This is a genomic window from Actinoplanes missouriensis 431 (assembly GCF_000284295.1).
Lineage (GTDB): Bacteria > Actinomycetota > Actinomycetes > Mycobacteriales > Micromonosporaceae > Actinoplanes > Actinoplanes missouriensis.
Map to the genome: position 1 here is coordinate 2,511,709 of NC_017093.1, position 24,011 is coordinate 2,535,719.

22 protein-coding genes and 1 tRNA gene are annotated in these 24,011 nt (G+C 69.2%); 9 read left to right on the plus strand and 14 right to left on the minus strand.

Annotated features, from left to right (window positions below; translation table 11 throughout):
- Window positions 1-120: 120 nt before the first annotated feature.
- Window positions 121-2,316, minus strand: a complete 2,196-nt coding sequence (locus tag AMIS_RS11865; RefSeq protein WP_014442516.1) for an MMPL family transporter — start codon at window positions 2,314-2,316, stop codon at window positions 121-123.
- 233 nt (window positions 2,317-2,549) lie between these two features.
- Here AMIS_RS11865 and AMIS_RS11870 point away from each other — a divergent pair, with 233 nt between their 5' ends.
- Both AMIS_RS11870 and AMIS_RS11875 read left to right on the plus strand, forming a co-directional pair.
- A complete protein-coding gene (locus AMIS_RS11870) occupies window positions 2,550-3,974 on the plus strand; it encodes a sensor histidine kinase (RefSeq protein ID WP_014442517.1) in 1,425 nt (474 codons plus the stop codon).
- Window positions 3,971-4,654, plus strand: coding sequence for a response regulator (locus tag AMIS_RS11875; protein WP_014442518.1), 684 nt, complete (start codon window positions 3,971-3,973; stop codon window positions 4,652-4,654). Before AMIS_RS11870 ends, AMIS_RS11875 begins: the two co-directional genes overlap by 4 nt.
- Window positions 4,655-4,769: 115 nt before the next feature.
- On the opposite strand, the gene AMIS_RS11880 is transcribed toward AMIS_RS11875, so the two are convergent.
- Window positions 4,770-5,867 (minus strand): integrase core domain-containing protein, encoded by a 1,098-nt coding sequence (locus AMIS_RS11880; RefSeq protein WP_014442519.1) that lies wholly within the window; start codon window positions 5,865-5,867, stop codon window positions 4,770-4,772.
- Window positions 5,868-5,953: 86 nt separating this feature from the next.
- Here AMIS_RS11880 and AMIS_RS44055 point away from each other — a divergent pair, with 86 nt between their 5' ends.
- Window positions 5,954-6,295 (plus strand): hypothetical protein, encoded by a 342-nt coding sequence (locus AMIS_RS44055; protein ID WP_041829707.1) that lies wholly within the window; start codon window positions 5,954-5,956, stop codon window positions 6,293-6,295.
- 193 nt (window positions 6,296-6,488) lie between these two features.
- On the opposite strand, the gene AMIS_RS11890 is transcribed toward AMIS_RS44055, so the two are convergent.
- Together AMIS_RS11890 and AMIS_RS11895 are read right to left on the minus strand one after the other, a co-directional pair.
- Window positions 6,489-6,573, minus strand: a tRNA-Leu gene (locus tag AMIS_RS11890).
- Window positions 6,574-6,609: 36 nt separating this feature from the next.
- A complete protein-coding gene (locus AMIS_RS11895; RefSeq protein ID WP_014442521.1) occupies window positions 6,610-7,587 on the minus strand; it encodes a helix-turn-helix transcriptional regulator in 978 nt (325 codons plus the stop codon).
- Between the two features lie 41 nt (window positions 7,588-7,628).
- Between AMIS_RS11895 and AMIS_RS11900 the strand changes: the two genes are divergently transcribed.
- Window positions 7,629-8,030 (plus strand): VOC family protein, encoded by a 402-nt coding sequence (locus AMIS_RS11900; protein ID WP_231859285.1) that lies wholly within the window; start codon window positions 7,629-7,631, stop codon window positions 8,028-8,030.
- Between the two features lie 100 nt (window positions 8,031-8,130).
- On the opposite strand, the gene AMIS_RS40435 is transcribed toward AMIS_RS11900, so the two are convergent.
- Window positions 8,131-10,158, minus strand: a complete 2,028-nt coding sequence (locus tag AMIS_RS40435; RefSeq protein ID WP_014442523.1) for a caspase, EACC1-associated type — start codon at window positions 10,156-10,158, stop codon at window positions 8,131-8,133.
- A gap of 93 nt (window positions 10,159-10,251) precedes the next feature.
- On the minus strand, window positions 10,252-11,469 hold the full coding sequence (locus AMIS_RS11910) for an aminotransferase class I/II-fold pyridoxal phosphate-dependent enzyme (protein ID WP_014442524.1): 1,218 nt from the start codon (window positions 11,467-11,469) through the stop codon (window positions 10,252-10,254).
- Window positions 11,470-11,520: 51 nt separating this feature from the next.
- Here AMIS_RS11910 and AMIS_RS11915 point away from each other — a divergent pair, with 51 nt between their 5' ends.
- A complete protein-coding gene (locus AMIS_RS11915) occupies window positions 11,521-11,808 on the plus strand; it encodes a DUF2695 domain-containing protein (RefSeq protein WP_014442525.1) in 288 nt (95 codons plus the stop codon).
- 177 nt (window positions 11,809-11,985) lie between these two features.
- Window positions 11,986-12,450 (plus strand): leucine-rich repeat domain-containing protein, encoded by a 465-nt coding sequence (locus tag AMIS_RS11920; RefSeq protein ID WP_014442526.1) that lies wholly within the window; start codon window positions 11,986-11,988, stop codon window positions 12,448-12,450.
- On the opposite strand, the gene AMIS_RS11925 is transcribed toward AMIS_RS11920, so the two are convergent.
- The 5 genes from AMIS_RS11925 to AMIS_RS11945 all read right to left on the minus strand — a co-directional run bounded on the left by AMIS_RS11925 (window position 12,447) and on the right by AMIS_RS11945 (window position 18,081).
- Entirely contained in the window at window positions 12,447-13,964 is a 1,518-nt protein-coding gene (locus tag AMIS_RS11925) for a cation:proton antiporter (protein WP_014442527.1), read from the minus strand. The two genes, AMIS_RS11920 and AMIS_RS11925, sit on opposite strands and share 4 nt — an antisense overlap.
- Window positions 13,965-13,979: 15 nt before the next feature.
- Window positions 13,980-15,509, minus strand: a complete 1,530-nt coding sequence (gene amaB / locus AMIS_RS11930; protein ID WP_014442528.1) for an L-piperidine-6-carboxylate dehydrogenase — start codon at window positions 15,507-15,509, stop codon at window positions 13,980-13,982.
- 29 nt (window positions 15,510-15,538) lie between these two features.
- A complete protein-coding gene (locus AMIS_RS11935; RefSeq protein ID WP_014442529.1) occupies window positions 15,539-16,690 on the minus strand; it encodes an NAD(P)/FAD-dependent oxidoreductase in 1,152 nt (383 codons plus the stop codon).
- Between the two features lie 132 nt (window positions 16,691-16,822).
- Window positions 16,823-17,509 carry a Crp/Fnr family transcriptional regulator gene (locus tag AMIS_RS11940; protein WP_041830748.1) on the minus strand — a complete coding sequence of 229 codons (687 nt, stop codon included), beginning with the start codon at window positions 17,507-17,509 and terminating at the stop codon, window positions 16,823-16,825.
- 71 nt (window positions 17,510-17,580) lie between these two features.
- Window positions 17,581-18,081, minus strand: coding sequence for a hypothetical protein (locus AMIS_RS11945; protein WP_014442531.1), 501 nt, complete (start codon window positions 18,079-18,081; stop codon window positions 17,581-17,583).
- A gap of 173 nt (window positions 18,082-18,254) precedes the next feature.
- Here AMIS_RS11945 and AMIS_RS11950 point away from each other — a divergent pair, with 173 nt between their 5' ends.
- From AMIS_RS11950 to AMIS_RS43330, 3 genes are all read left to right on the plus strand, one after another.
- Window positions 18,255-18,971, plus strand: coding sequence for a protein kinase family protein (locus tag AMIS_RS11950; RefSeq protein WP_014442532.1), 717 nt, complete (start codon window positions 18,255-18,257; stop codon window positions 18,969-18,971).
- A complete protein-coding gene (locus AMIS_RS11955) occupies window positions 18,964-21,165 on the plus strand; it encodes a hypothetical protein (RefSeq protein ID WP_231859286.1) in 2,202 nt (733 codons plus the stop codon). Before AMIS_RS11950 ends, AMIS_RS11955 begins: the two co-directional genes overlap by 8 nt.
- Before the next feature lie 206 nt (window positions 21,166-21,371).
- Complete coding sequence (locus tag AMIS_RS43330; RefSeq protein ID WP_014442534.1) at window positions 21,372-22,058, plus strand: hypothetical protein; 687 nt, start codon at window positions 21,372-21,374, stop codon at window positions 22,056-22,058.
- A 42-nt stretch (window positions 22,059-22,100) separates the two neighbouring features.
- Here AMIS_RS43330 and AMIS_RS11965 read toward each other — a convergent pair whose 3' ends face one another.
- From AMIS_RS11965 to AMIS_RS11975, 3 genes are read right to left on the minus strand one after another with little or no spacing between them, the layout of a single operon-like run.
- Entirely contained in the window at window positions 22,101-22,511 is a 411-nt protein-coding gene (locus tag AMIS_RS11965) for a rhodanese-like domain-containing protein (protein WP_014442535.1), read from the minus strand.
- Between the two features lie 19 nt (window positions 22,512-22,530).
- Complete coding sequence (locus tag AMIS_RS11970; RefSeq protein WP_041830750.1) at window positions 22,531-22,896, minus strand: PNPOx family protein; 366 nt, start codon at window positions 22,894-22,896, stop codon at window positions 22,531-22,533.
- Between the two features lie 47 nt (window positions 22,897-22,943).
- Window positions 22,944-23,999, minus strand: coding sequence for an alpha/beta fold hydrolase (locus tag AMIS_RS11975; protein WP_014442537.1), 1,056 nt, complete (start codon window positions 23,997-23,999; stop codon window positions 22,944-22,946).
- Window positions 24,000-24,011: the final 12 nt, after the last annotated feature.

Below are 24,011 nucleotides of genomic sequence, written 5' to 3' on the forward strand. Positions count from 1 at the left end.
CATCGACGGTCGATGGCGGCGAGGCCCGGTTATTCGGCTGATTCCGGGCCTCTGCGTCGTCTCGGGCCGGCCGGCCCCGCCGCCACACGGCGAGCCTGCCGGTGAGCAGTTCCCCGAACATCACCGGTGCTCCAATGCCAGCCGGGGGAGTCGTCGCGCCAGCCCTGCGGGCAACCACCACGCCCGCGCTCCGAACACGTGCATGACAGCCGGTAGCAACAGGCAGCGGATGACCACGGCGTCGATCAGCACGGCCGCCGCCAGCCCGAGGCCGAACTGCTGCAACATCCGATCGGGCGAGAGAAGGAAAGCCCCGAACACCACTACCATGATCGCGGCAGCCGCCGTGACGACCCTCCCCGTCGTAGCCAGCCCTTCCCGCACCGCACCGACGGCGTCCCGGGTCTTCTCCCATTCCTCGTGCATGCGGGCGAGCAGGAACACCTCGTAGTCCATCGACAGTCCGAACACGATCGCAAAGATCATGACTGGCACGTACGCCTCGATCGGCCCCGGTGGCACCCCGAACGCGCCATGCTGGAACACCCAGGTCACCAACCCCATGGCGGCGCCGACGCTGAGCAGATTGAGCACAGCGGCTTTCACCGGGATCAGCAGCGAGCGGAACAGGACCAGCAACAGCAGCGCGGACAGGCCCACCACGACCGCGATGAAGAGCGGCAACCTGTCGGCGATCGCTGCCGAGACGTCGATGACTGCCGCGGTCGGCCCGCCCACCAACACCGTCACGTCGTGGTCGCGGGCCACCGTGGCTAGCGCGTCGCCGCGGAGCGTGTCCACGAGATTCTGGGTGGCCTCGTCCTGAGGAGCCGACTCCGGGAAGGCGATCACGGTCGCGAGGTCGCCGCCGGAGGCGACCATCGGCGCAATGGTTCCGGCGACACCGGGCGTGGCCGCGACAGCCTGCTGGACAGCCCGGGCCGCGCTCTGAACCGGCTGTCCCCCACCGGTTATCACCAGCACCAACGGTCCGTTCACGCCCGGTCCGAAGCCCTCGGCCAGCAGGTGGTAGGCCCGGGTGCTGGTCTTGCTCTCGGCATCGTTCCCGGCGTCGGCGAAGCCGAGCCGCATGCCGACCACCGGCGCGGACATCCCGATCAACGCGACGAGCGGCAGCAGGATCGCGGGCCAGGGCCGGCGCGCGACCGCGTTGCTCCACCGGCGCCAGAGGCGCCCCTCGTCGCGCGGGGCACGGCCGCTGCGGGCTGCCTTCTCCGCCCGCTTCGCCATGGTGCGTTCCAGCCGCGCGCCGAAGAACCCGAGCAACGCGGGGAGAAGCACCAGGGCCGCCAGCATCGTGACCAGCACGGTGACGGCAAGCGCCACCGCCACTCCCTGCAATGCGCCGAGGCCGAGCAGCACCAGCCCGAGCAGCGCGATGATCACGGTTGTGCCGGCGAAGAACACGGTTCGTCCCGCCGTGTCCAGGGCGGTCCGCACGGCCGCGCTGCGATCGGCGCCGGCCGTCAGCTCGCCCCGGAACCGGGAGAAGACCAGCAGCGCGTAATCGATGCCCACGCCCAACCCGACCAGGATCAGCAGTGGAGTGGTGAAGTCAGCGACCGTTGCGACATGCGAGGCAAGCGTGACGAGCCCGATCGCGCTGCCGACGGCGAACACCGCGATGATGATCGGCAGGCTGGCCGCGAGCAGCGAACCGAAGAGCAGAACGAGCACCACCAGCGCGGCGAGCAGACCCGCGCCCTCGGCGGCGCCACCCTCTGCCTCCTCGGCCGCCCGGGCTGGATCGCCGCCCACCTCAACCGTCAGCCCACTGCTGCCGGCCGCCTCATCGGCGGACCCGGAACCGCTGGCTCGGGCCGTCTCGATGATCCTGCGGGTGGCGTCAGCCGGCATCGCCTCGGCGGGAACGTCGAGGGCGACCGTCGCATATCCGATCGTGCCGTCCGCGGAGATCGCCGTCGGCGGGAAGGAGCCGGACGGATACGGGCTGACCACCTCGGCCACGTGGGGAAGCGCGCGAATGCGGGTCAGCATGGCGTCGACCGCTTCGCGGGTCGAAGGCTCGGACATCCCGCCAGGGGCCCGGACGACGATGTCGAGGGAACCACCGGCCCGGATCGGCGCGCGATCGGCGAGCAGATCCTGCGCCTGCTGAGACTCGGCGCCGGGCAACGTGAAGTCGTTGCGGAAGTCGCTGCCGGCGAGCCTCGCCCCGGCGGTGACTCCGGCCAGGACCAGCACCCACAGCAGCAGCGCCGTCCACCGGTGTCGCTGTGACCAGCCGGCGAGCCGCTCGAACACGCTGCGTCGGTGGGTTTCGGTGACGGTCATCAGATCCTCCGGTGACGAGGTGGGCGCCGGGTGATGGGCCGGCGTGGTACGAGGTGATGGAGCGTCGCTGCACGGCGTTCGAGCGCGGCCGGCAGGCGATGGGGGCGACGCTATGGGCGGCCGGCACTACGGCGAAACGCCCCGGGGAGGGCTTCTCTCGTACCCCCGCAGGGGGAGGCCGGATGCTCCCGCGGAGGGATTCGCCCCGGCCTTGCCGCCCGTACGCTGGGCGCATGTGGGAGGACCTGCGACAGCGCGGCCAGGAAGCCGCCGGCGATGTGGTGATGCTGGCCGCCGGCCTCTTCACCCTCGTGATGCTGCGCGAGGGCGGGCTGGGCGCTGCCGAGCCCGGCTACCGTCCGCTCGACCTGCTCGGCGTCGTGCTGGTCTGCACGTCAGCCCTGCCGCTGCTCCTCGCGCGACACTTTCCCGCCACGGTGTGGGGCGTCACCGCGCTGTCCACTCTGGTGATGCTCGCGCTGGGTTATGGGCTTGACGTCCCGCCCGGTCCGCTGGTCGCCACCTTCGTCCTCGCCGAGGCGGTCGGCGGCGGGCTCACGCCCCATCGGCGGTTGATGGCGGGGCTGGCCGTCGCCGCCTACGTGCCGGTGTCCACCGTGGTGATGACCCTGAACGGGAAGTCGGTGAGTGCGATGTCGTCCGGGCTGTTCGCCTGGGCGGCCATGTTCGGGCTGGTCTGGATCGCCGGTGATCGCAGCCGCCTGCGTCGCGAGCGCATCCGGGAGCTTGAGGTGCACGCCCGGCTGCGCCAGCTCGACATCGAGCTGCAACGGCAGCTCGCCGCGTCTGAGGAGCGCACGCGCATCGCCCGCGAACTGCACGACTCCGCAGGGCACGCGATCAATGTGATCCTGGTTCAGGCCGGCGCGGCTCGTCTGCTGCACGAGCAGGATCCGGAGCGGTCACGCCACGCCATCGGGACGATCGAGGAAGTGGCCGCCGCGACCATCGCCGACATCGACCGCATGGTGCGTGCGCTGAGGCACGGTTCGGCGCCGGCCCTTCCCGCGCCGGCCGGCACGGATGCCTTGGAACAACTGGTCGACCGGCATCGCGAGAGTGGTCTGCAGGTGACGGCCCGCGTCGAAGGTGAACGGCGCTGGCTTCCCAGCGGGGTGGCCTGGGCGGCCTACCGAATCCTGCAGGAGGCGCTGACCAACGCCGCCCGCCACGGCTCCGGCACGGCTGACGTGCGGATGACCTACGGCCCGGCGACCGTCGACATCGTCGTCCGCAACCCGGTCGGCAACGCCCGCGATCCAGTCGGCAGCGTCCGCGATCTGACCGGCGACGCGGGTGAATCAGTCGGCAGCGTGCGCGGTCTCGCGGGCGACGCGGGCGGTTCGGCTGGTAGCTTGCACGGTCTCGCGGGCGACGCGGGTGGTTCGGCTGGTAGCTTGCGCGGTCTCGCGGGCGACGGCGGTGCTGCCGTCAGCAACGTGCGCGATCCGGGCGGCATGATTCACCGCCCTGGCGGCGGCATGGGGCTGGTCGGCATGCGGGAGCGTGTCGCGCTTCTTGACGGCACCCTGGAGACCGGTGCGGACGGACCCGACAGTCCCGACGGCCCCGACATGTTCCGGCTGACCGCCCGCCTGCCGTACATCCCACCGTTTGTGCGGGGTGCCTCCACATGAGCGATTCGGTGGTGAGGGTTCTGGTCGTTGACGATGACGACCTCATGCGGGCGGGGTTGCGTGCCGTGCTCTCCAGCGACAGCACCATCAGCGTGGTGGGCGAGGCCGCGGACGGGCGCGAGGCAGTGACGTTCGGACAGGAGCTCATGCCGGACGTCGTGCTGATGGATGTGCGGATGCCACACGAGGACGGGATCGCCGCTACCCGCACGCTGAGCGCGACCGTGCCGGCGACGCGGGTGCTGATCCTGACCACGTTCGAGGACGACGACTACGTGTTCGGTGCGCTCAACGCCGGCGCCTCCGGGTTCCTGCTGAAACGGACACGGCCGGAGCAGCTGATCGAGGCCATACATACCGTCGCCGCTGGGGAGTCGCTCTTGTCGCCGGCGATCACGCGCACCGTGATCGACCGGATGGCCGTCGCCGCGCCGCCCGACCCGGCGATGGCTCAGCGCTTGCGCGAGCTGACCGCCCGCGAACGCGACGTTCTGGAGCGGGTGGCCCGCGGGCTGTCGAACACGGAGATCGCCTCCGACCTGTTCGTGGAGGAGTCCACGGTAAAGACGCATGTGAAGCGCATTCTCGCCAAGATGAACCTGCGCGACCGGGTTCAAGCGGTGATCGTCGCCTACGAGACGGGCCTCGTTCGCCCCGGCACGTCCGGCAGCGGGTGGTGAGCGACGACTGAGGCCGCAGGCAACGGCGGCGAGCCGCCGCGGGCAGCAGGGGAGCGAGCCGCCGCGGGTAGCAGGGGAGCGAGGCTGCGGGTGCCGATAATGCCATCCGTGCTGTTCAGGCGGCATGTTCGTATTCGTGGAGGAGTCCGCCGAGTCGATCAGTTCGGTGGATGCGCAGGCGTGCGAGGTCGGCTGGTTCGGTGGTCGGGTCGGGTAGTGCTCGTAGGGGTCGGGCGTTCGCGATGCCTCGGTGCGGCCGGTGCTGATTGTGGTGGCGTTCGTACTCGCGCAGCGCATGCAGCAGATGGGCCTGATTCCAGATCAGGGTCCGGTCGAGCAGTTCGTGACGGCAGGACTGGATCCACCGTTCCATGATCGAGTTCATACGGGGCATACGGATGCCGGTGAGCACGACCTCGATACCGGCGTCGGCGAGGACGGCGTCGAACTGGGCCGGGTACTTGCCATCACGATCACGGATCAGGTACTTGACCTGGCAGCCGGTGTCCTCGAGGTCCATGACCAGGTTCCGGGCAGCCTGGGTGACCCAGGCGGCGCTGGGACGGGGCGTGGCGCCGAGTATCCGGACCCTTCGGGTGGCGTGTTCGATCACCGCGAGGACGTAGAGGCGGGCGCCGGTCAGTGTCACGGTCTCGAAGAAGTCCGCAGCGATCAGGGCCTGGGCTTGGGAGCGTAGGAACGTCGTCCAGGTGCTGTTCGTGCGCTCGGGTGCCGGGTCGACGCCGGCGTCGTGGAGGATCTCCCACACCGTCGAGGCGGCGACCTTCACCCCGAGAACGAGCAGTTCGCCGTGGATACGCCGGTAGCCCCAGCCGCTGTTCTCGTGTGCCAGACGCAGCACCAGGGCGCGGATCGATCGGAGGGTTCGTGGCCGTCCGGCCCGGCAGGGCCGGGACCGTGCGGCGTGTCGGCGGGTGATCAGCTCACGGTGCCAGCGCAGCACCGTGTCCGGACGCACCAGCAGCCGCAGGTGGTGCAGCACCGTTCGCGGTAGCGGGTGCAATAGGGCCGCCAGCCAGGCCCGGTCGGCCGGGTGGAACCGGACCCGTTCGCCACCGAGTTGCCGTTCGAGCACCATGATCTGGTGACGCAAGGCGAGGATCTCGGCATCCTTGTCGCGGTCGCTCATCGGCAACAGCCGCAGCAGCGCGAGGGCGTTGGTCACACCGAGGTAGGCCAGTCGCAGCAACACAACCGATCATCCTCGCGAAGCGCGCTGCGTCGAGCCTCACCGAGGTCCGGTCACTGGAACCAGCCCTTCAGATCAGGCTCGCGTCGGTGATCGAGATGGGTGTGAACAGGCCGGATGAGGTTTTCGGCACCCGCAGGGTCGCCGCCCAGCAGGTCAGCGCACACTGGCTACGCCACACCACCCTGACCTGGGTCGAACGCCACTTCTCCTACGCAGTCGCCCGCGCCTACGCCGGACACACCAACGCCGGTGACATCGGCACCACCGTCACCTACATCAAAGCCACCCTGCACGAAATCGCCCAAGCACTCGCCGTGCTCACCGGCGAACCGCATCCCCTTGCCGAAGAGGACCTGATCGCATCAACGGTGCACGCACCCGCTCACCTGATGCCAACAGTGGGGCCCGTTCCAGGGGCCGACGAATGACGCGAAAGAGCGGTGTGATCGCGATCACTTTTCGAGTATACCCGCTGGTTGAGTGACTGAAGGGCGTAACGAGTAAGGGCTCCCTCGACGAGGGAGCCCTTACTCGTTACGCCTACTGGGATGGCCCATGAACGCTTACTGGCTATCATGGGCCCCATGAACACCCATGCTGTGCATGGATGCTACGGATTTGTGTCCGAGGGGGGACTTGAACCCCCACGCCCGATAAAGGGCACTAGCACCTCAAGCTAGCGCGTCTGCCATTCCGCCACCCGGACTTGCTCGAATAACTTAGCAAGCCCCCCGACCCCGCCTCACGCAGGGTCGTACAACGCCACCATCGCCCGCGCGCTCTCCCTCATCAACCCCCTCAACTCGGGCGGCGACAGCACCTCCACGTCACCGCCCAGCCGCAGCAGCTCGGGATGCGCGTGCTTCACCGACTCGATCGGGAGCGTCACGGTGGTCCAGCCGTCCGGGTCCGGCGGGCCCAGCCCCGTGAACACTCCGCGGTTCATCGCGCGGCTCATCAGATAGGGGATCCGGTCCAGGGCTACGGGGGAGAGTCGCACCACCGCCGAATCCTTGTGCAGGCGCTGCTCGAAATCGGTCGCCCACTCCGACCACGTCGCTGCCAGGTCGAAGTCGGCGGGGCGCTCGAAGGTCTCCTCCGACACCTCCAGTGACAGGATCGTCGAAACCCGATATGTCCGGATCGACGACGACACCTTCGCCACGAAGTACCAGACTCCGGCCTTCAGGACGATCCCCAGCGGTTCGATCTCGCGGGTCACCTCGCGGGGGGCGCGCCATCGCCGGTACATCATCCGGGCTCGCCTCCGCTCCCAGACGGCGCGGGCGAGATCGGACAGGTAGGGGTTGGTCTCGGTCTCCCGGAACCAGCCTGCCGGATCCAGGTGGAACCGGTCCTTGATCTCGCCGACGCTGCGGTTGAGGCGTGCGGGGAGCGCCGCCCGCAGCTTCAGCTCGGCGGTGGTCAGCACGGCGCCGAGGCCCAGTTCGGCGGCTGCGGACGGGACGCCGGCCAGGAAGATCGAACCGGCTTCCTGGGGGGTCAGGCCGGTCAGGCGTGTCCGATAACCATCAACGAGCTGATAGCCGCCGCCGGCGCCCATCTCGGCGTAGACCGGAACGCCGGCCTCGCCGAGGGCTTCGATGTCCCGGTACACGGTTCGCACCGAGACGCCCAACTCGTCCGCCAATTGCTGCGCGGTGAGCCGGCCACGATCCTGCAACAGGAGGACTACCGACAACAACCGGCTGGCACGCATGCCGGAAGACTGCCATACATGACTGACAGAAGGTGTCAGTGATGTACCGCCAGACTTCCCCTCGAACCGAAGAAGGGAAGAAACACATGGCACTGGCTCGATACGTCGGCGTCTCGCTCGATTCCGACGACCCGCAGGCGCACGCGGATTTCTACAGCAGACTGCTGGACGCGGAAATCTCCTACTCCAGCGAGACTTTCGCCTTCATTCAGTCGGCTCACCTGGGCTTCGTCAAGGTGGAGAAGCATGTCGCGCCCACCTGGCCCAATCCTGACGTGCCGAAACAGTCCCACCTCGAGCTCGGCGTCGACGACCTCGACAGCGGCGAGGCGGCCATTGTCGCGCTCGGCGCCACCAAGCCCGAATTCCAACCCCAGCCCGACCGGTGGCGGGTCCTTCTCGATCCCGCAGGTCACCCTTTCTGCATTTCAACTTCCATTTAGTACGCGTTAGAAGAAGTCCCCGACAGTCCCCGCGACCGCGCTGCCACGCAAGGCCGCAGCGCGGCCGCCGGGACACGGCGGTTGGTCACCCCCCGGACCGTCACACTGACCGAACCGGATCACGGTGCCGGCCGTCCCACGCCGCCCACCGCTCGCCCGCGAAGGCGGTCCCGGCGGCGATCGCGTAGAGGATCACCGGCAGGACGGCGAGCCCGGGCACCACGGGGGAGCCGCGGTCCCACAGCCAGAACAGGTAACCCGAGCCCTCGCCCAGGATCATCGTGGCGGCGAAGAGCACGAGCAGCCGGAACCAGTGCGGGGCCTGCGGTTCCCGGACGCCGCCGGTCAGCACCAGTTCGACGGCGACGATCGCGAGCACCAGGCTCATCACCATGTGCTGCCAGGGCACGACGAACGTCGCCGTCTCGGACGCGATCGGGTTCACGGCCGTGAACCACCACTGCGACCCGCCGACGTGCGCCGCGAGCACCAGCAGATCGATGATCGCGGTCAGGGCGGTGAGCGCGGCGAGGACCCGTACCGGAATGGTGGTGGGGGTTGATCTTTGCCGGAGGGAGACGGGGGCGGCCGGAAGGCCGCAGGGGAGCACGAGCAGAACCACCCCGGCGAGGGTGAGCACCAGCGGGAACCGGTAGAGGCCGAGGTCGGCGCCGATTGTCGAGGTCGTGGCCAGTGCCATGAGTGATCTGCCTCCGGAGAGGCACCACGACGTCATGACGGCGACGCAGATCGCCCCGAACAGCGCGACGACGATGAGCCCGGCGCGATGGGTTCGTTCGCGGAGCGTGGGCAGGACGAAGGCGATCACCGCGAGGGCGAGGCCGAACAGGATGAGGCTCGGTTCGCCCATCACCTGGCGGGCGGAGAACGGCGGCTTCTTGTCGTCGTACAGGGTCCAGGGAAGGGCGAGTCCCGCCACCAGCAGCACCAGCCCGAGCCCCGCCGACACGGCTCCGGCCGGCGCAAGAAGATCGGCGGAGAAGCGGAAACCCGCGGGTGGCGAGGTGACTCGGGGTGACGGCGCGGGCTGAGGCGACGGCGCGGGCGCGGGAGTAGGTCCAGGAGCAGGCGCAGGTGCAGGGGGCGGCGCAGGCGTAGGGGGCGGAGGCGCGGGCGCGGGGCGCGGCGGTGCTGGTGGAGGGGGTTCGGGCGCCGGCGTGGGGATCGGAGACGACCCCAACCAGGCCTTGGCGGCAGCGGAGACCTTACGGCTGTCGTCCTCGGTGAGCCGCGTCATCTCCTGGAGGATCCGCTGCCGTACGGCCCCGTTGCCGGCCTGGTGCACCCGCCCGAGTTCCTCCACCGCCTTCAGCCGGATATCGGGCAGCTGGCTCTCCAGCAGCGGTTTCAGATAGGCCGGCAGCGTCCAGTTCACGTTGCGGGCCAGCACCAGCCGCCCCTGGATGTCCTCCTGTTTCTTCGGCTGCTGGTGCGGCACCTCCTCGACCACCCGGTCGTAGACGTAGCTGTACAACTCGTCGAGCGTCACGTCACCATCGCCGTCGAGGTCCGCGGTGCCGTCGCGCAGGCCGGCGACCAGGTGCTTGGTGAAGACCGAACGAACACCTTCCCCGTACGCCTGCTCGCCCTCGAAGGAGTACTGCGTCGAGTCGGAGGCGGTGAGGACGGCGCGCCCCCGGCCCTGGAACTTCTCCAGCGTGTGCACGTCGCCGCCGGCCTTGGTGCGCTGCCCGGACCGGTAGGCGCCGCTGTAGCAGCAGTCCAGGATGAGGATCTTGCGCCGGGACCGGCAGGACTCCATCGCCTGGTCCACGTGGTCCGCGGAGAGCGCGGTGAAGAGCAGGTTGTCGCGGCGGGTGTTCGCCATGGCGAGGTGCAGGTGGCCGGCGTCGTCCTTGAGCCCGTGCCCGCTGAAGTAGAGCAGCACGAGGTCGTCGTGGTGCCGCTCGTGGTAGAACTCGCCGATCGCCTGGCCGACCCGGTGGCTCGGCTCGTTGACGAGCGTGGTCACCTGGAAGCCGGCGATGGCCGGATCACCGAGCACCGCGGCGAGGGATTCCGCGTCGTGCGGCGGCGCCACGAGTTTCCGCAGGCCGGCGTCCTGATAGTCGTAGTTGGCGATCAAAAGCGCGTAACGGCCTGCCATCGGTCAGGTCCCCATAAAGATCAAAAACCGGTCATCGGTCAGCAAGGAGGACACCCTAACGCGGTACGTCGGCGCGCTCCCTCCTCCGACCGGTCACCATGACTCGAACCGGTGATCCGGGTGCGGTGCCCGGGGCGTACGCAATCGGTCTGCGGTTGTGGCGAAAGCGTTGATCACGCGTTCGGCGTGGCCGGCGTCGTGCGCCGCGGTGAGGGTGACACGCAGCATCGCGCGCGTGGTGGCGGGCGGCCCGACCAGGTTGACCACCACGCCGGCGTCGCAGAGCCCGGCCCAGAACGCGCCAGCGGCGGCCATGTCCGGAAATGACACCGGCACGATCGGGGTGGTCGAGGGCCGGGTGTCGAAGCCGAGCGCGCGCAGGCCGTCGTGCAGCAGACGGGACAGCTCGTGCAGGCGTTCCCGGCGGTGCGGCTCGGCGATCAGCACGTCCAGGGCGGCGAGCGCCGCGGCCGCCGAGGCGGGCGGAAGACCGGCGGAGAAGACGAGCGCACGGGCGTTGTAGCGCAGCCGGCGGACGTTGGCGGCCGGCCCGGCGATCACGCCGCCGGTCGAGCCGAGCGCCTTGGAGAACGTCGCCGTGATCAGGTCGACCCGGTCCTCCAAGCCCGTCGCCTCGTGCAGCCCGGCGCCCCGCTGACCGAGAACGCCCAGGTCGTGAGCACTGTCCACGATGAGCTTCGCGCCGTACTCGTCGGCCAGTTCCCGCAGATCGCGCAGCGGCGCCACGTCGCCCTCCATCGAGAAGACACCGTCCGTGACGATCAGCCGCCCGCCGGGTTCGGTCGCCGCGTCCAGCCGCCGGCGCAGATGACCGAGGTCGGTGTGGCGGTACGAGCGGACCGTCCCGCCACCGAGCCGCAGCCCGTCGATCAGCGAGGCGTGATTGCGGGCGTCGCTGAACGCCACGTCACCGGGCCCCATCGCGGCGGCCAGCGCGAGGTTCGCCTGGAAACCCGTGGTCGCCACCGCGGCGGACTCCTGCCCGAGGAACGCCGCGATCCGCTCCTCGAGGCGTTCGTGCAGGTCGATCGTGCCGTTGAGGGGCCGTGACCCGCTCACCGACGCGCCGTACCGGGCGAGCGCCTCGGCCGCGGCCTCGATCACCCGCGGGTGCCGGGAAAGCCCGAGGTAGTCGTTGGAGCCGGCCAGGACCACCTCCCGGCCGTCGATGATCGCGCATCCGTCGGCGGTCCAGCCCTGCACCGCGCGGAAGTAGGCGTCGACGCCGTGCGCGCGGAGAACCGCTTCGGCGTCCTGCAGTCCGCCCCGGTCGAAGGGATCGATAACCATCCACTAGGAATATAGGATGGCGCCGCGCCTGCGGGAGGGGAGTGCGACGGGATGGCGGTTTCCGGCGAGGGGAAACGGCTCAAGAAGCAGTACCTGGAGCAAGAGCGGCAGCGGGAACGGGCGAAGATCGCGCTGACCGATGAGGAGCTGGAGGCATTGCTGGACCACCTCGACGACCGGCTGGGTGCCGAGGTGTGCGACCACTCCCACCGGATCGCCCGGGAGTGGCTCGCCGGGCACGGCAAGGACGAGCGGGTGCTGGCCGGTTTCGAGGAGCTCGGCGGCTACTGTGACTGCGAGATCCTGGCCAACGTCGACCTCGACCGCTTCGAGGGCTGACCGGCGACCACGATCCGCGAACGGGACGGTTTCCGGCTCCTCGATCTGGGGCCGGACGGCTGGACCGACGAAGCCGCCGAACGATATGCCGCCGCCCGCTGCGACGGCGTCGGACTGACACCGACCCGCACCTTCGCCGACCTGGAGTTCCTGCGCTCGCTCGCCGGGCTCCGGTCGGTGTCGGTCGGCGCCGCGAAGATCAAGGATCCGTCCGCGCTGTTCGACATCGCCGGCCTGGAGGAACTCGGGATCGGCTTGAACGTCCGCGATCTGCGAGGCCTGTCCAAGCTCACCCGGCTGCGCGTTCTCGCGGTCCCGTACCGTAAGGGGTTCGAGGGCGTCGCCGAGCTGACCAGGCTGGAAACGCTGCAGGTCGAGGAGTGGCCGAAAGGCGTCGACCTGACCGTCCTCGGGCCCCAACCCGAACTGCGCCGGATGTGGCTCGGCATGAAACGCACGGCGCAGGTCTCCGCCGCCTGGTTCGCGAGGGCGCCGAGGCTTGTCGAACTCAGCATTCATTCCGGGAAGCTCGTCGACTCCCGCGCGCTCGGCGAGCTGGCCCATCTGGAACGGCTCAGCATCATCGGCACCACACTGGACGATCCCGCCTTCGCTCCCTGGAGCGGGGAGGACATCGGTTAGGTGTGCCGGGCGGCCTGGCGCAGGTCCAGGTCCTCGATCAGCTCCCGGGCCACCTCCTCGGTGACCTCGTGGTTGCGCACCGCCAGCCCGAGCGCGAGCCGCTGCGCCTCGAACGACGCGTCCACGTCGGGGGCCGGCTCGGCGGCGGCCTCGGCGACGATCCGGTGGCCGCGTTCGCGCATCCTGTCGGCGGCGGCGCGTTCGGCGGTCAGGTCGAAGCGCAGCCGGCGGGCCAGCCAGCCGATCGTGGTGCCCTGGATGAGCAGGGTGCCGAGCGTGACGATCAGCGCGATCGCCTGGATCGCGTCGCGGCCGGGAAAGGGAGCGCCGGACGCGGTGTGCTCGGGGATGCCGGCCGCGGCGGCGAGCGTGAGGATGCCGCGCATGCCGGTCCAGCCGACCAGCACGTTCTCCTTCAGCGTGGGCGGGGGCAGCGGCTCGCCGCCGCGCCGGGCGTTGCGGGCCTCGCGCATCTGCCGGTAGTAGACGTCCCGCGCGGCCCGCCGCTCGCGCCGCCGGTGCCGCAGGCTCCAGCGCCCGAACAGCACGAACACGGCGACCATCCGGAACACGATGGCGGCCACCAGCAGGACACCTGCCGCAGTCAGGGTACGGGCGAGACCGGGGGCGTCGAGTACCCATTTGAGCTGCAACCCGATGTACGCGAACACGAACGTCTCGAGCAGGAAGTCCAGCGTCTTCCAGACCTGCTCCTCCTGCAGCCGTGTCCGGTATCCGCCCGGGTACTGGTGTTTCGGGTCGAGGGTGAGGTTCACGCTCATCCAGAACGCCGCCGCGACCACCGCGAGGATGCCGGACGCGTGCGCCTCCTCGGCGACCAGGAACGCGGTGAACGGCAGCAGCAGCACCAGCACCGTCTCCAGCGTCGGGTTGCCGAGCCGCTTGCGGATGATCATGGCGACGATGGCGAAGGCGGCGCCGATGCCGAGGCCGATCGACGCGTTGCGCAGGAACGCCAGGAACCCGCCGCCCCAGGTGGCGTGCTCGCCGTTCACCGCGGCGATCGCGATCGTGAAGAGCGTGAGCGCCGTCGCGTCGTTGACCAGGCTCTCGCCGGTGAGGATCGAGGTGGTCCGCTGCGGCAGGCCGATCTCGTCGCCGTGCGAGACAGTGGTGATGGTGTCCGGCGGCGCGAGCACGGTACCGAGCACGAACGCGGCGGCCAGCCCGATCGACGGCAGCAGCAGCGAGGAGAGCCAGCCCAGCACCCCGGCGGTGAGCACCACCGTCACCACGCCGAGGTAGATGATGGCCCGCAGGTTCGCGCCGAACGACGCCAGCGACGCGCCCCGGGTCGCCGAGTAGAGCAGCGGCGGCACCACGACCGCGAGGATGAACTCGCTCTCCAGCTCCAGCCGGGGCACGCCGGGGATGAACGACGCCCCGGCGGCGAGCACCACGATCACCCAGCCCGGTTCGATCCGGTGCCTGCGGGCGACCGCGGTGACCGCGATGCCGACTCCGACGATGAGCAGGAGTTGAACGCTGTTCACCTGGTCAGGTTAGTGCTAAATGTCGAATTCGACGCCCTGTGCGAGCGGTAGCGACCCGGAGAAGTTGATCGTGTTGGTGGCCCGCCGCATGTAGGCGCGCCACGCGTCCGAGCCGGACTCGCGCCCGCCACCGGTCTCCTTCTCCCCGCCGAACGCCCCGCCGATCTCCGCGCCCGAGGTGCCGATGTTGACGTTGGCGATGCCGCAGTCCGAGCCGTCCGGGCCGAGGAACCGCTCCGCCTCGGTCAGCGAGCCGGTGAAGACGCTCGACGACAGGCCCTGCGGCACGTCGTTGTTGAGCGCGATCGCCTCGTCGAGGGTCCGGTAGGGGAGCACGTAGAGGATCGGGGCGAACGTCTCCTGCCGGACGATCGGGGACTGCTCGCTCATCCGTACCAGGGCGGGCTCGACGTAGAACGCACCCGGCGCCTCCTCCGCCAGCCGGCGCCCGCCGCCGGCGATGATCTCCCCGCCCTGCTCCCGCGCCGCCAGCAGAGCGTCCTGCATCGACTCGTAGGCCGACGAGGAGATCAGCGGGCCGACGAGGGTCCCCTCGTCGAGAGGCGAGCCGATCGGCAGCTTGGCGTAGGCGTCGGCGATCCGCTCGACGAGGGCGGAGACCACGCTCTCGTGGACGATGGCCCGGCGCAGCGTGGTGCAGCGCTGCCCGGCCGTCCCGGCAGCCGCGAAGACGATCCCGCGGGTGGTCAGGTCCAGGTCCGCCGACGGCGTCACGATCGCCGCGTTGTTGCCGCCGAGCTCCAGCAGCGACCGGCCGAACCGCTCGGCCACGCGCGGACCCACGGCCCGTCCCATCCGGGTCGAGCCGGTCGCGCTGAGCAGGGCGATCCCGGGGCTGGTGACGAGCGCCTCGCCGACGTCCGGTCCGCCGATCAGCACCTGGCTGAGGTGCTCCGGGGCACCGGTCTCGGCGATCGCGCGGTCCAGCAGCGCGGCCGAGGCGAGGGCGCTCAGCGGTGCCAGCTCGGACGGTTTCCACACCACCGGGTCACCGCAGACCAGCGCGATCGCGGTGTTCCACGACCAGACCGCCACCGGGAAGTTGAACGCGCTGATCACCCCGACCACGCCCAGCGGATGCCACGTCTCCATCAGCCGGTGACCGGGCCGTTCCGAGCTGATCGTGCGGCCGTAGAGCTGCCGGGACAGCCCCACCGCGAACTCGCAGATGTCGATCATCTCCTGGACCTCGCCGAGCGCCTCCGAGCGGATCTTCCCGACCTCCAGGCTGACAAGCGTCGCCAGATCCTGCTTGTGCTCCCGGAGCAGCTCGCCGAACCGCCGCACGAGAGCCCCACGCTCCGGCGCGGGCACGGTCCGCCACTCCCGGAAGGCATCACCGGCTCGCGCCACCGCGGCATCACCGTCAAGACCCGATTGCCACCGTACGTCGGTGAGCACCTCCCCGTTGATCGGCGAGCGCACCGCGCGGTCCCCGCCGCCACGGATCCAGTCCACCCCGCACCGCTCGGCGGCGTCCCGTGCTCGGCGGCGAAGCTCCTCGGCTGACGGCAGACTGCTCACGGTGGTTGCCCCCTCGGCGTCAGTTTCAGTTAGACGATATTCAATTCCGGTCGGGCCCCGGCCGCAACGAACCGGTCGGCGCTCAGTCCGCCGATGTCGACGAACGGCGTCCGGCGCAGGTACAGATCGCGCATCACCTCACCGACGGCCGGCCCCATCAGGAAGCCGTGCCCGGAGAACCCGGTGGCGTACAGGAAATTGCCCTCCCGCCCGATCAGCGCGTTGTGGTCCGGGGTGTTCTCGTAGAGGCCGGCCCAGCCGCTCGCGATGCCCACACCGGCCAGCTCCGGGGCGCGCCGCTCGATCGCCGCGCCCAGCCGGGGCAGCCAGGCGTCGTCACGGTCCAGCTTGAAGCCCGGCGTCTCGTCCGGATCGGACATGCCGAGCAGCAGCCCGCGCCCCTCGCCGTGGAAGTAGAACGTGCTGCCGAAATCGATGGTGAACGGGGTGAGCGGATCGAGGCCGGGCATCGGGGCGGTGGTCAGGATCTGCCGTCGCAGCGGCGTCACCGGCAGGTTCACGCCCGCCCACGCCCCGATCCGCGCGGACCAGGGGCCGGCCGTGCAGACCACCGCCGGCGCACTGATCGAGCCGCCCTCCGACCGTACCGTGAAGGTGTGATCGTCTTTGATCTCCAGACCGGTCACGGCACAGTGCGGGATCAGGGTCGCGCCGAACCGGCGGGCCGCGGTGGCATAACCGAGAACGACCGATTCGGGCGTGCAGTGACCGTCGGTGGGGGAGTAGACCGCGGCGATCAGCCCCTCGGTGGAGATCAGCGGGGAGAGGCTGTGCGCCTCCGCCGCGGTGATCATCCGGGACGGGATGCCCAGGTCGTTCTGGAGGGCGACGTTCGCCTCGAACGCCCGGACGTCATCCGGGTCGTCGAGCAGGAAGAGGTAACCCACCCGCTGGAAGTCGATCTCCTGACCGAAACGGTTCGGGAAGTCGGCGAACGTCTCCAGGCTGCGGGCGCCGAGCGCGATGTTCACCGGATCGGAGAACTGGGCGCGCACACCCCCCGCGGCCTTGCACGTCGACCCGGACCCGAACGCGTCCCGGTCCAGCACGACGACGTCACGCACACCGGCGCGCGCCAGATGGTAGGCGGTGCTCAATCCCATGACGCCACCGCCGATGATCACGACGGAGGCGGACGAGGGCGGGGGGGAAGCGGACATCACGGTCCTCCAGCGGGCTTCGGAAGGATCGAGAGGGCTTTCTCCAGATCCTGATGCCCAACGGGTGGATATATCAAGGACTACGGAAATCCACTGGATAGAGACCGCCATGACCCGCCACCGGGTGACCTGTCACTCCCGCACGTCGGCGTACGCCCGAAGCGCGGGGGAGTCGCGAACGATCACCTGCCGGTAGCCGGTGCTGATCACCTCGGAGGCACGCAACTCCCGCAGCGCCTTCTGCAAGGTGATCTCCGCGGCTCCGCACATGGTGGCGAGCTCGGACTGGGTGAGTTGGATGTCCACCACGATGCCGTCCCGTTCCCGATGGCCGTAGGCTGCTGCGATCTCCCAGAGAACCCGGGCCAGTCGGACCTTCACCGGGTAGGAGGCGAAGTCGACGCGACGACGGTTCGCGAGGCGCAGCCGATCCGCCACGATGCCGGCGATCTCCATAGCCGCGATGGGGTGCCCCCGCAGGAATGCGCGGAAGTCATTGCGATGGATGATGCGGACCGTCGACTGCCGGCAGGTCGTTACGGTTGCGGACCGGGGCGTGCCGTTCAGCGCCGAGATCTCACCGATGAGATCGCCGGACACCCGGACGTCCAGAAGGGCATGGCGCCCATCCGGCATCGCCACGGTGACCTTGGTAAGCGCGTCCTGGAGCAGAACGACATGAGACTCCTCAGCGCCTTCCTCGAGGATGACCCGGGAGGCGGCCGCGGTGCGCGGCACCCCAAGCGCCAGGAACGCGCGGCGAGTGGGCTCGTCGAGGCGGCCCAGCAGTGTGCCGGGCAGCCAGGGGGACTCAGTCAACCGCGCCTCCATCAACCTGGACCATGACGGCATGTGTTGATCTAACTCCATCACGTCACGATGCCCTTTGGCTATGCCGCGATCTCGGACACGACGGAGACGCCGATGAGTGCGCTCGCCGACACTGACGCCATGATCAGCGGGACCATCGATCGTCGTACCCGTGAGTGTTTGGCCAACGCGATTCCGGCGAGGGTGCGCGCCAGATTCCAGGCGGCGTCCCGTGGAACGGGATCGACGCTCTTCGAGAGTCGATCACTCGGCAAGCCGAATTCGCCGGTCGGGTGTGGTCCGGCAAGGCGTGGCGTCATCGCCGTCATGAGATACCAGGCGCCTACGGCTAATGCGATGAGCCAGGCGGAGGCCGCAACGCCCGCAGTGGCGAGCAGTGCTGGATGTGTCGTCCGAGCGAGGGCAGGCATCTGCTGCAGGACGACGACCGCCATGCCGCCTTGGAATCCGAGAAGAACCTGGGCCTTCGCGTCGGCATGGCGGATCGTCGCCTGCATGGACTCGGCGGTGCGCAGAGCCAGAAGGAGGTCGTGTCGGCTGCGGTGCTGCTCAAGGGTCATGCCATCAGTGCAGCGCCGATCCTCGCAACCGACTACGTCTTCGTACGCCTTGTCGGGGCGCGATCGACATCCAGACAATCCATAGATTTAAGTATTGGTCATCCGATCGTGCCGGTAGAGAAAGAGGTGACATCGCCGAGACTCGCTACTGAGGGGTGACACGCGTGCCTGAGATGCAGGATCCGCATAGGCGAGTGCTGGTGGCTGCGGACATGGAGAGCTACAGCGGACGAAACAACGTCCTGCAGTACCGTGCTCAGATCGCTTTCCGGCAGATCATGGGCGACGCTGCGGCTCAGGCCGGGCTGGACCGGATCGACTGGCTCATACAGCAGGGCGGTGACGGCGAGCTGGCGATCCTGCCGTCCGGAACCAGCGAGCGAACGGTCGTGGCGCGGTTGGCCCCGACCGTTGATCGGCTCTTGCGTGAACACAATCAGGGACTTACGGCGACCGCGAGGATCCGCCTGCGTCTCGCCGTTCATCAGGGTCTCGTTCATCTGGACGGCGCCAACGGGTTTCCGAGCGACGCCGTCGTTCATGTCTGTCGGCTGATCGACTCGCCGCAGTTGAAGAAGGCCTTGCGTGCCTTCCCCGACGCGAACGTGGCGCTGGCTGTCTCCGACTCGCTCTACCACGAGGTCGTGGAGCACTATCGGGACCTGCGGCCGGAGCAGTTCGGCGAAGTGCGTGCGGAGATCCCGGACAAGGGCTTCAGCGCGACGGCCTGGATTTACGTGCCGGGCGAGAACGTCCGGGGCGCACCGCCTGAGCCCGACATGCCGACGCCGACGCCGACGCCGACGGCCGGGCAGACGTTCAGTGGGATCACCACGCACGGCCCAGCGCAGTTCGGCAACCACAACGAGATGCGGAACTCCGATGGATGACGACGATGTGACGCCGCCGGACGGCACGTCAGAATCGCCGTCATCCGGTCCGGACCCGGCGAGTGAACAGCGGGCAGACGCGCCTGTCCCGCCGCGTGCTGCTGAGGGACAAGAGCCGGCGGTGGAGGTGGCAGAGCAGACGCGTACCGCGCCGGTGTCTTCACTCGGATCGGAAGCCGGAGAGAGCGATGAGGCGGGACCAATCGACCCGGACTCCCTCAGGCTGGATCAGCGAGTCGCCAGGGAGATGTTCGGTGACCTCTTCACCGGAATCGTCTCGTCGGCTCCGGCACAGTTCGGCAGCCACAACGAGATGCACAACTATCTCGGGCGACGTCCCCTGGACCCGATCGTCGCATCGCTTCCCGACGTCGATGGCCTGATGTCGGTCTATGTTCGCACCGACTCTGACGGAGACCTCGACAGGCTGCTGTCGCAACGGCATACGGCGTGTCTCGCCGGTGCCCGGAACTCCGGCCGGTACAGCGCCGCTCAGGTCGCGCTGAGCCGGCGGCACGATCCAGCGCGCGTGTACGAGATCGTGCTGCCGACAGATGTGTCTCCGGAGGTCCTCGTGAGCAAGCCGGACAAGCTACCGGTAGACAGCGGCTTCGTCCTGCGGCTTCCGGGCACCGGTCACGTCGATGCCATGCGGAAGCTGGCAGCCCTGTTCCGTGGTCGATCGTCGACCCTGCTGTTGATCAAGGAGGAGGAAACCGCTCGCGGAGATCGGCCCGGTGCCGAGATGAGGCACGCCCCGCCGGATCCCATCGAGGTCTTTCGCAGTCACCTGGCGAGAGAAATGCGCGATGAAGGGCCCACGACCCTCGAGAGATATCAGAACGAGGAGGTCGAGGCCGCAGTCAAGGCAACCTACGGCCCGAAGGAGTGCGTCGCCATAGCCCGCGCCATCGCTCACGAACGGCCGGTCGGCGCAGAGGCCCTGCGTGCACTCCTCGAGCGCTCCCAACCGAAGCGGCGGGAACGCGCCGCCGAGGTTCTGCTGCCGGATGCGGACCGTTCCTCAGGCCGGAATCGCCGGGCGGGCCAGCACGAGCGAGCCTTCCGTCTGTCGTACGCCGTCTTCTATCACCGTCCGATGCACTATGTCTTCGAGGCTGCCGACTGGCTGCTGCGGGAGATCGACAGCGCGGCGCTGCGTCCGGACTGGGGCAGCATGGCTCTCCAATATCCCGTCACCGACCTGCTCGGCGACGCGTTGAAGCGGGATTGGGAGGAAGGCCGCGAGGCGGGCGTCGCCACCTTGGGCGCTTCCCGGATCGCGTGGATACGCGACGGCGGCCTACGCGGCGCGATCATCGATGTTGCGTGGCACGAATTCGACGGCACGCGGAGATCGCTGCTGAGATGGCTCGATCGCCTGGTCGTCGAGGGCGACGAAGTCATGCAGCGAGCCGCAGCGGAGACGGCGGGACTACTCACCCACTACGACTTCGCCCGCATTCACGAAGATCTGGTCGACAAGTGGGCCGCCTCACCGAAGCAGGAAGTGCGGCAGGTGGCTGCGTGGACCATGACGCTCTCCGACATGGCGGGCGACGTCGGCCCCATGGTGCGGAAGAAGCTGAGTGAATGGTGCTCCGGCTCGAGCAACTATCAGCGGGACACAGCCGCCAGGGTCTACGCGAGCGGGCTGCAACAGACGGTACTGGCCTGGAGCATGTATGACCTGGCCAGAATCGCCCGCAATAAGTACCAGAAGCGCCGCTACGCGGTCGCGGAGGCCGTGAACCAGCTCTACAGCCCGGACCGGGCGGCCTGGATCGTGGCCGAGTTGGCGGACTGGGCGCGTGATCCGCTGTTGCAGGTCCATGCGGCTCGAGCGCTACTCGTATTGGCCGCGCAGGTCGAGCACGGGTCGAGCGACGGGCAGCCGGACGTGCTCCTGCGCCTTGCCGAAGGCAGTGTGGAGCTGCGGCACCTCAGCGCCCTCTGGTTGGTCGCCTTCCTCGATCCCACCACGGCTGTCGAGGCCGGCCGCACGTTGGCGAGATGGATACGTCACGCGGACGCGAATGACGAATTTCGCGACGACATCATCGCCCTGCTGGAATCGATCAGGGTCAGCAGGAATACGGCACTTCAGCGCATCACATTCTATTTGAGCAGGCATTCCGGTTTCGGTGACGGACTGCCGGACTGGATGACCACGGAGAGGAGGAAGGTGCCGTGAGCGCGGAGAGTCGTCCCGTTTCCCGGTCGGCTGGCGGACGGCCGTGGTTCAGCGGTTGGCGCGGACGGATGTGGCGAGGTTTTCTTGGCTGGTTCGCCGGCCCGGAACCGGAAGCACCGCCGATCGCCCCGGTGTCACCGGCCATGCCCTCGGAGCCGCCGCCTCCACCCGGCAGACTGAACGGGCGGCGTGGACTCCAGCGACCCATGGTGGTGCCGGCCAGCGGCTATATCTTCACTTTCCAGGTGCACGCGACATTCATCTGGCAGTCCGAAACGCTGTACCGGGACCAGTTGACAAGCGCCATAGACAGCCTCATGCCGTACGCGATGCGGCGGTTGAAAGCCCGTGCCGCGCGATATTCACGCCGCCATCAGCCACACCGCGCTCGGGAATTCGAGGTCGAACTACAGCAGGTGCTCAGGGACGAGGGCGCTTGGGATTTCAACTGGTACGGAGAAGACCTGACCTGTCAGCCCCACATCTGGGTCGAGCTGGATGAACAGGTGAAGCAGGCCGTGCGGCCGTACGGGGAAGAACTCATCAAGCTCGACTGCGAACATGACGTACAAATGCGTCGAGCCGAATATTCCGAGAAGCTCAGCAAACAATGGGCATCGATCCTGACCGGCCTCATGGGCAGCCCGGTCGCCGATGGCGCCGCCGAGATGACCGAGAAAGAGCTCGCCGACGTGGTTCGCAAGATCCTTGCGGAGCAGAAGGCGGCTGCTGACAAGCTCGAGGACCTGATGGCGAAAAAGGTGGACGACGGCGACGCCTACGAACGGTCTGATCACTTCGAGAAGCTCCGGGAGCGCCTCGAGCGTCGTGCCGATCGGCTCTTCGCGCCGACCGACGGTGGCTCGCCGAACGGGCACGGCGCCCCGGAGTGAGTCCTGCGGTGGTTGCCGGGCGAGAAACCATGCGGTTGAGCGTCACTCCCGCACGTCGGCCGGTCCGGTGGTGGTGGGGAGGCCGGCCGCGAGCCACGCCTCCACCCCGCCCGCCAGATCGGTGGCGCGGCGCAGGCCGATCGCCTGGAGGCCGGCCGCCGCCAGGCTGGAACTGTAACCCTGCCGGCACACCACCACGATGTGTACGTCGTAACCCGTCGCCTCCGGGATCCGGCTCTCCGACCGCGGATCGAGCCGCCACTCCAGCACCGTGCGATCGATGACGATCGCGCCCGGCAGCTCACCCTGCCGGGCCCGCTGCCGGTCGGTCCGGGTGTCGATCAGCAGGGCGCCGGCCGCGACCGCCGCCCGGGTCTCGTGCGGGTCGAGGCGCCGCAGCCCGGCCCGGGCCCGTTCCAGCAGCGCGTCCACCCCGCCGATCGTCGTCGTCATGCCCCGATCATGCCCCGGATCATCCGGCGCGGTGCAGCAGCAGCCACGCGTCCGCCGGGAAGAACCTGCGGGCGATCCACCACGACACCCGCGAGTAGTACGGCCGGGCCTCGGCCTCGCCGAGGACGCGCGGATCGTCGGCGGGATGGGCGGACCCCTTCCACCGGATCGTGCAGCCGCCCGCCGCCAGCACGTTGCGCACCCAGTTCGTCCGGGCGCCCCACGGCAGGTTGATGACGAAACTGTCCGGGGTGGCGATCACGACGACCGGCACCTCCAGGTCACGGCCGCTGACCCGGCCGCGGTGCTGTACCACCGCCCACGGCGACCAGCGCCGGCCGGCGAGCGTGACGACAGCGGGTGTGGTGGCGCGGACCAGATTCATTCCTCGATACTCGCCGGTGTGCGGCCGCCGGGCGTCACTGCCGTCCGTCATCTCTTGTGGGGGTTTTCCGTCAGACCCAACGCGTGGATCACCGCGTCGGTCCGGCCCCGGGCGCCGATCTTGCGGTAGACGCTGCCCAGGTGACGTTCCACGGTGTGGACGGCGATGCCCAGGTTACGGGCGATCTCGGTGTTCGACTCGCCGGCCGCGAGCAGCGACAGCACCTCACGCTCACGCGGCGTGAGACCCCGCTGGACGGGCGCCCCGGGCGCCGGCGAGCCGGTCACGAACTCGGTGACCAGGCGCAGGTCGGTCGCGGCGTCCTCGATGAACAGCGTCGGCGTGGAACCGGGCCGCTCCACCAGCCGGGCATCCGGGAGCGCGTCGGCGAGACGGCGGAACACCTCGGCCGGAATCTGCTGCTCACCCTGGCGGTGCAGGACCAGCGCCGGCGCCCGTACCCTCGCGAGCTCGTCCGTCACGTCGATCCGGGCGGCCGCGTCGAACCAGGCCTTCGCGACCGCGGCCGTCGTCGCGGTGCGGAACGCCTCGGCGGTCCAGCGGCCCGACGGGGCCGAGTCCCAGCCCAGCCAGGCGGTCGCGGCGGCGTCGGCGAACAGCCCCCAGTCCTGGTCGACGAGTGACAGCAGCGCCTGGGTCTGCGCCGGGCGCATCGACTCGCGCAGGCGCGGCGACCCGCCGAACAGCACCAGCCGGTCGACGCGCTCGGGGTGGCGGGCCGCGAACGCGACGGCCGTCGTCACCGAGTGGTAGTACCCGAGCAGCGACGCGCGCTGCACGCCCGCGTGGGCGAGGACGGCGTGCAGGTCCCGCAGGTGCGCGTCGACACCCAGGTCGTCGAGGTCGATCCGCCGGTCCGAGCTGCCGGTGCCGCGACCGTCGTACAGGATCAGGGTGACCTTGCGGGCCAGGCTCCGATAGGCGTGGCGCAGGGCCGGGATCCGCCACTGCGCCACGATGTTGCTGAGCGACGGCATCCAGACCAGCACCGGCCCCTGCCCGAACATCTGATAACCGATCGTCACACCGTCGTCGGCGCGGGCGAAGCGCAGGCTCTCCACCAATTGATTATCCAGCCTCATCTTGTGCTCCCG

Excerpts from the sequence above, each read along its gene's own strand:
- AMIS_RS11865 (WP_014442516.1), bottom strand. The coding sequence starts at position 2,316 with ATGACCGTCACCGAAACCCACCGACGCAGCGTGTTCGAGCGGCTCGCC.
- AMIS_RS11870 (WP_014442517.1), top strand. The coding sequence starts at position 2,550 with ATGTGGGAGGACCTGCGACAGCGCGGCCAGGAAGCCGCCGGCGATGTG.
- AMIS_RS11875 (WP_014442518.1), top strand. The coding sequence starts at position 3,971 with ATGAGCGATTCGGTGGTGAGGGTTCTGGTCGTTGACGATGACGACCTC.
- AMIS_RS11895 (WP_014442521.1), bottom strand. The coding sequence starts at position 7,587 with ATGCGTGCCAGCCGGTTGTTGTCGGTAGTCCTCCTGTTGCAGGATCGT.
- AMIS_RS11900 (WP_231859285.1), top strand. The coding sequence starts at position 7,629 with ATGTACCGCCAGACTTCCCCTCGAACCGAAGAAGGGAAGAAACACATG.
- AMIS_RS40435 (WP_014442523.1), bottom strand. The coding sequence starts at position 10,158 with ATGGCAGGCCGTTACGCGCTTTTGATCGCCAACTACGACTATCAGGAC.
- AMIS_RS11910 (WP_014442524.1), bottom strand. The coding sequence starts at position 11,469 with ATGGTTATCGATCCCTTCGACCGGGGCGGACTGCAGGACGCCGAAGCG.
- AMIS_RS11915 (WP_014442525.1), top strand. The coding sequence starts at position 11,521 with ATGGCGGTTTCCGGCGAGGGGAAACGGCTCAAGAAGCAGTACCTGGAG.
- AMIS_RS11935 (WP_014442529.1), bottom strand. The coding sequence starts at position 16,690 with ATGTCCGCTTCCCCCCCGCCCTCGTCCGCCTCCGTCGTGATCATCGGC.
- AMIS_RS11945 (WP_014442531.1), bottom strand. The coding sequence starts at position 18,081 with ATGACCCTTGAGCAGCACCGCAGCCGACACGACCTCCTTCTGGCTCTG.
- AMIS_RS11950 (WP_014442532.1), top strand. The coding sequence starts at position 18,255 with ATGCAGGATCCGCATAGGCGAGTGCTGGTGGCTGCGGACATGGAGAGC.
- AMIS_RS11955 (WP_231859286.1), top strand. The coding sequence starts at position 18,964 with ATGGATGACGACGATGTGACGCCGCCGGACGGCACGTCAGAATCGCCG.
- AMIS_RS43330 (WP_014442534.1), top strand. The coding sequence starts at position 21,372 with ATGGTGGTGCCGGCCAGCGGCTATATCTTCACTTTCCAGGTGCACGCG.
- AMIS_RS11965 (WP_014442535.1), bottom strand. The coding sequence starts at position 22,511 with ATGACGACGACGATCGGCGGGGTGGACGCGCTGCTGGAACGGGCCCGG.
- AMIS_RS11970 (WP_041830750.1), bottom strand. The coding sequence starts at position 22,896 with ATGAATCTGGTCCGCGCCACCACACCCGCTGTCGTCACGCTCGCCGGC.
- AMIS_RS11975 (WP_014442537.1), bottom strand. The coding sequence starts at position 23,999 with ATGAGGCTGGATAATCAATTGGTGGAGAGCCTGCGCTTCGCCCGCGCC.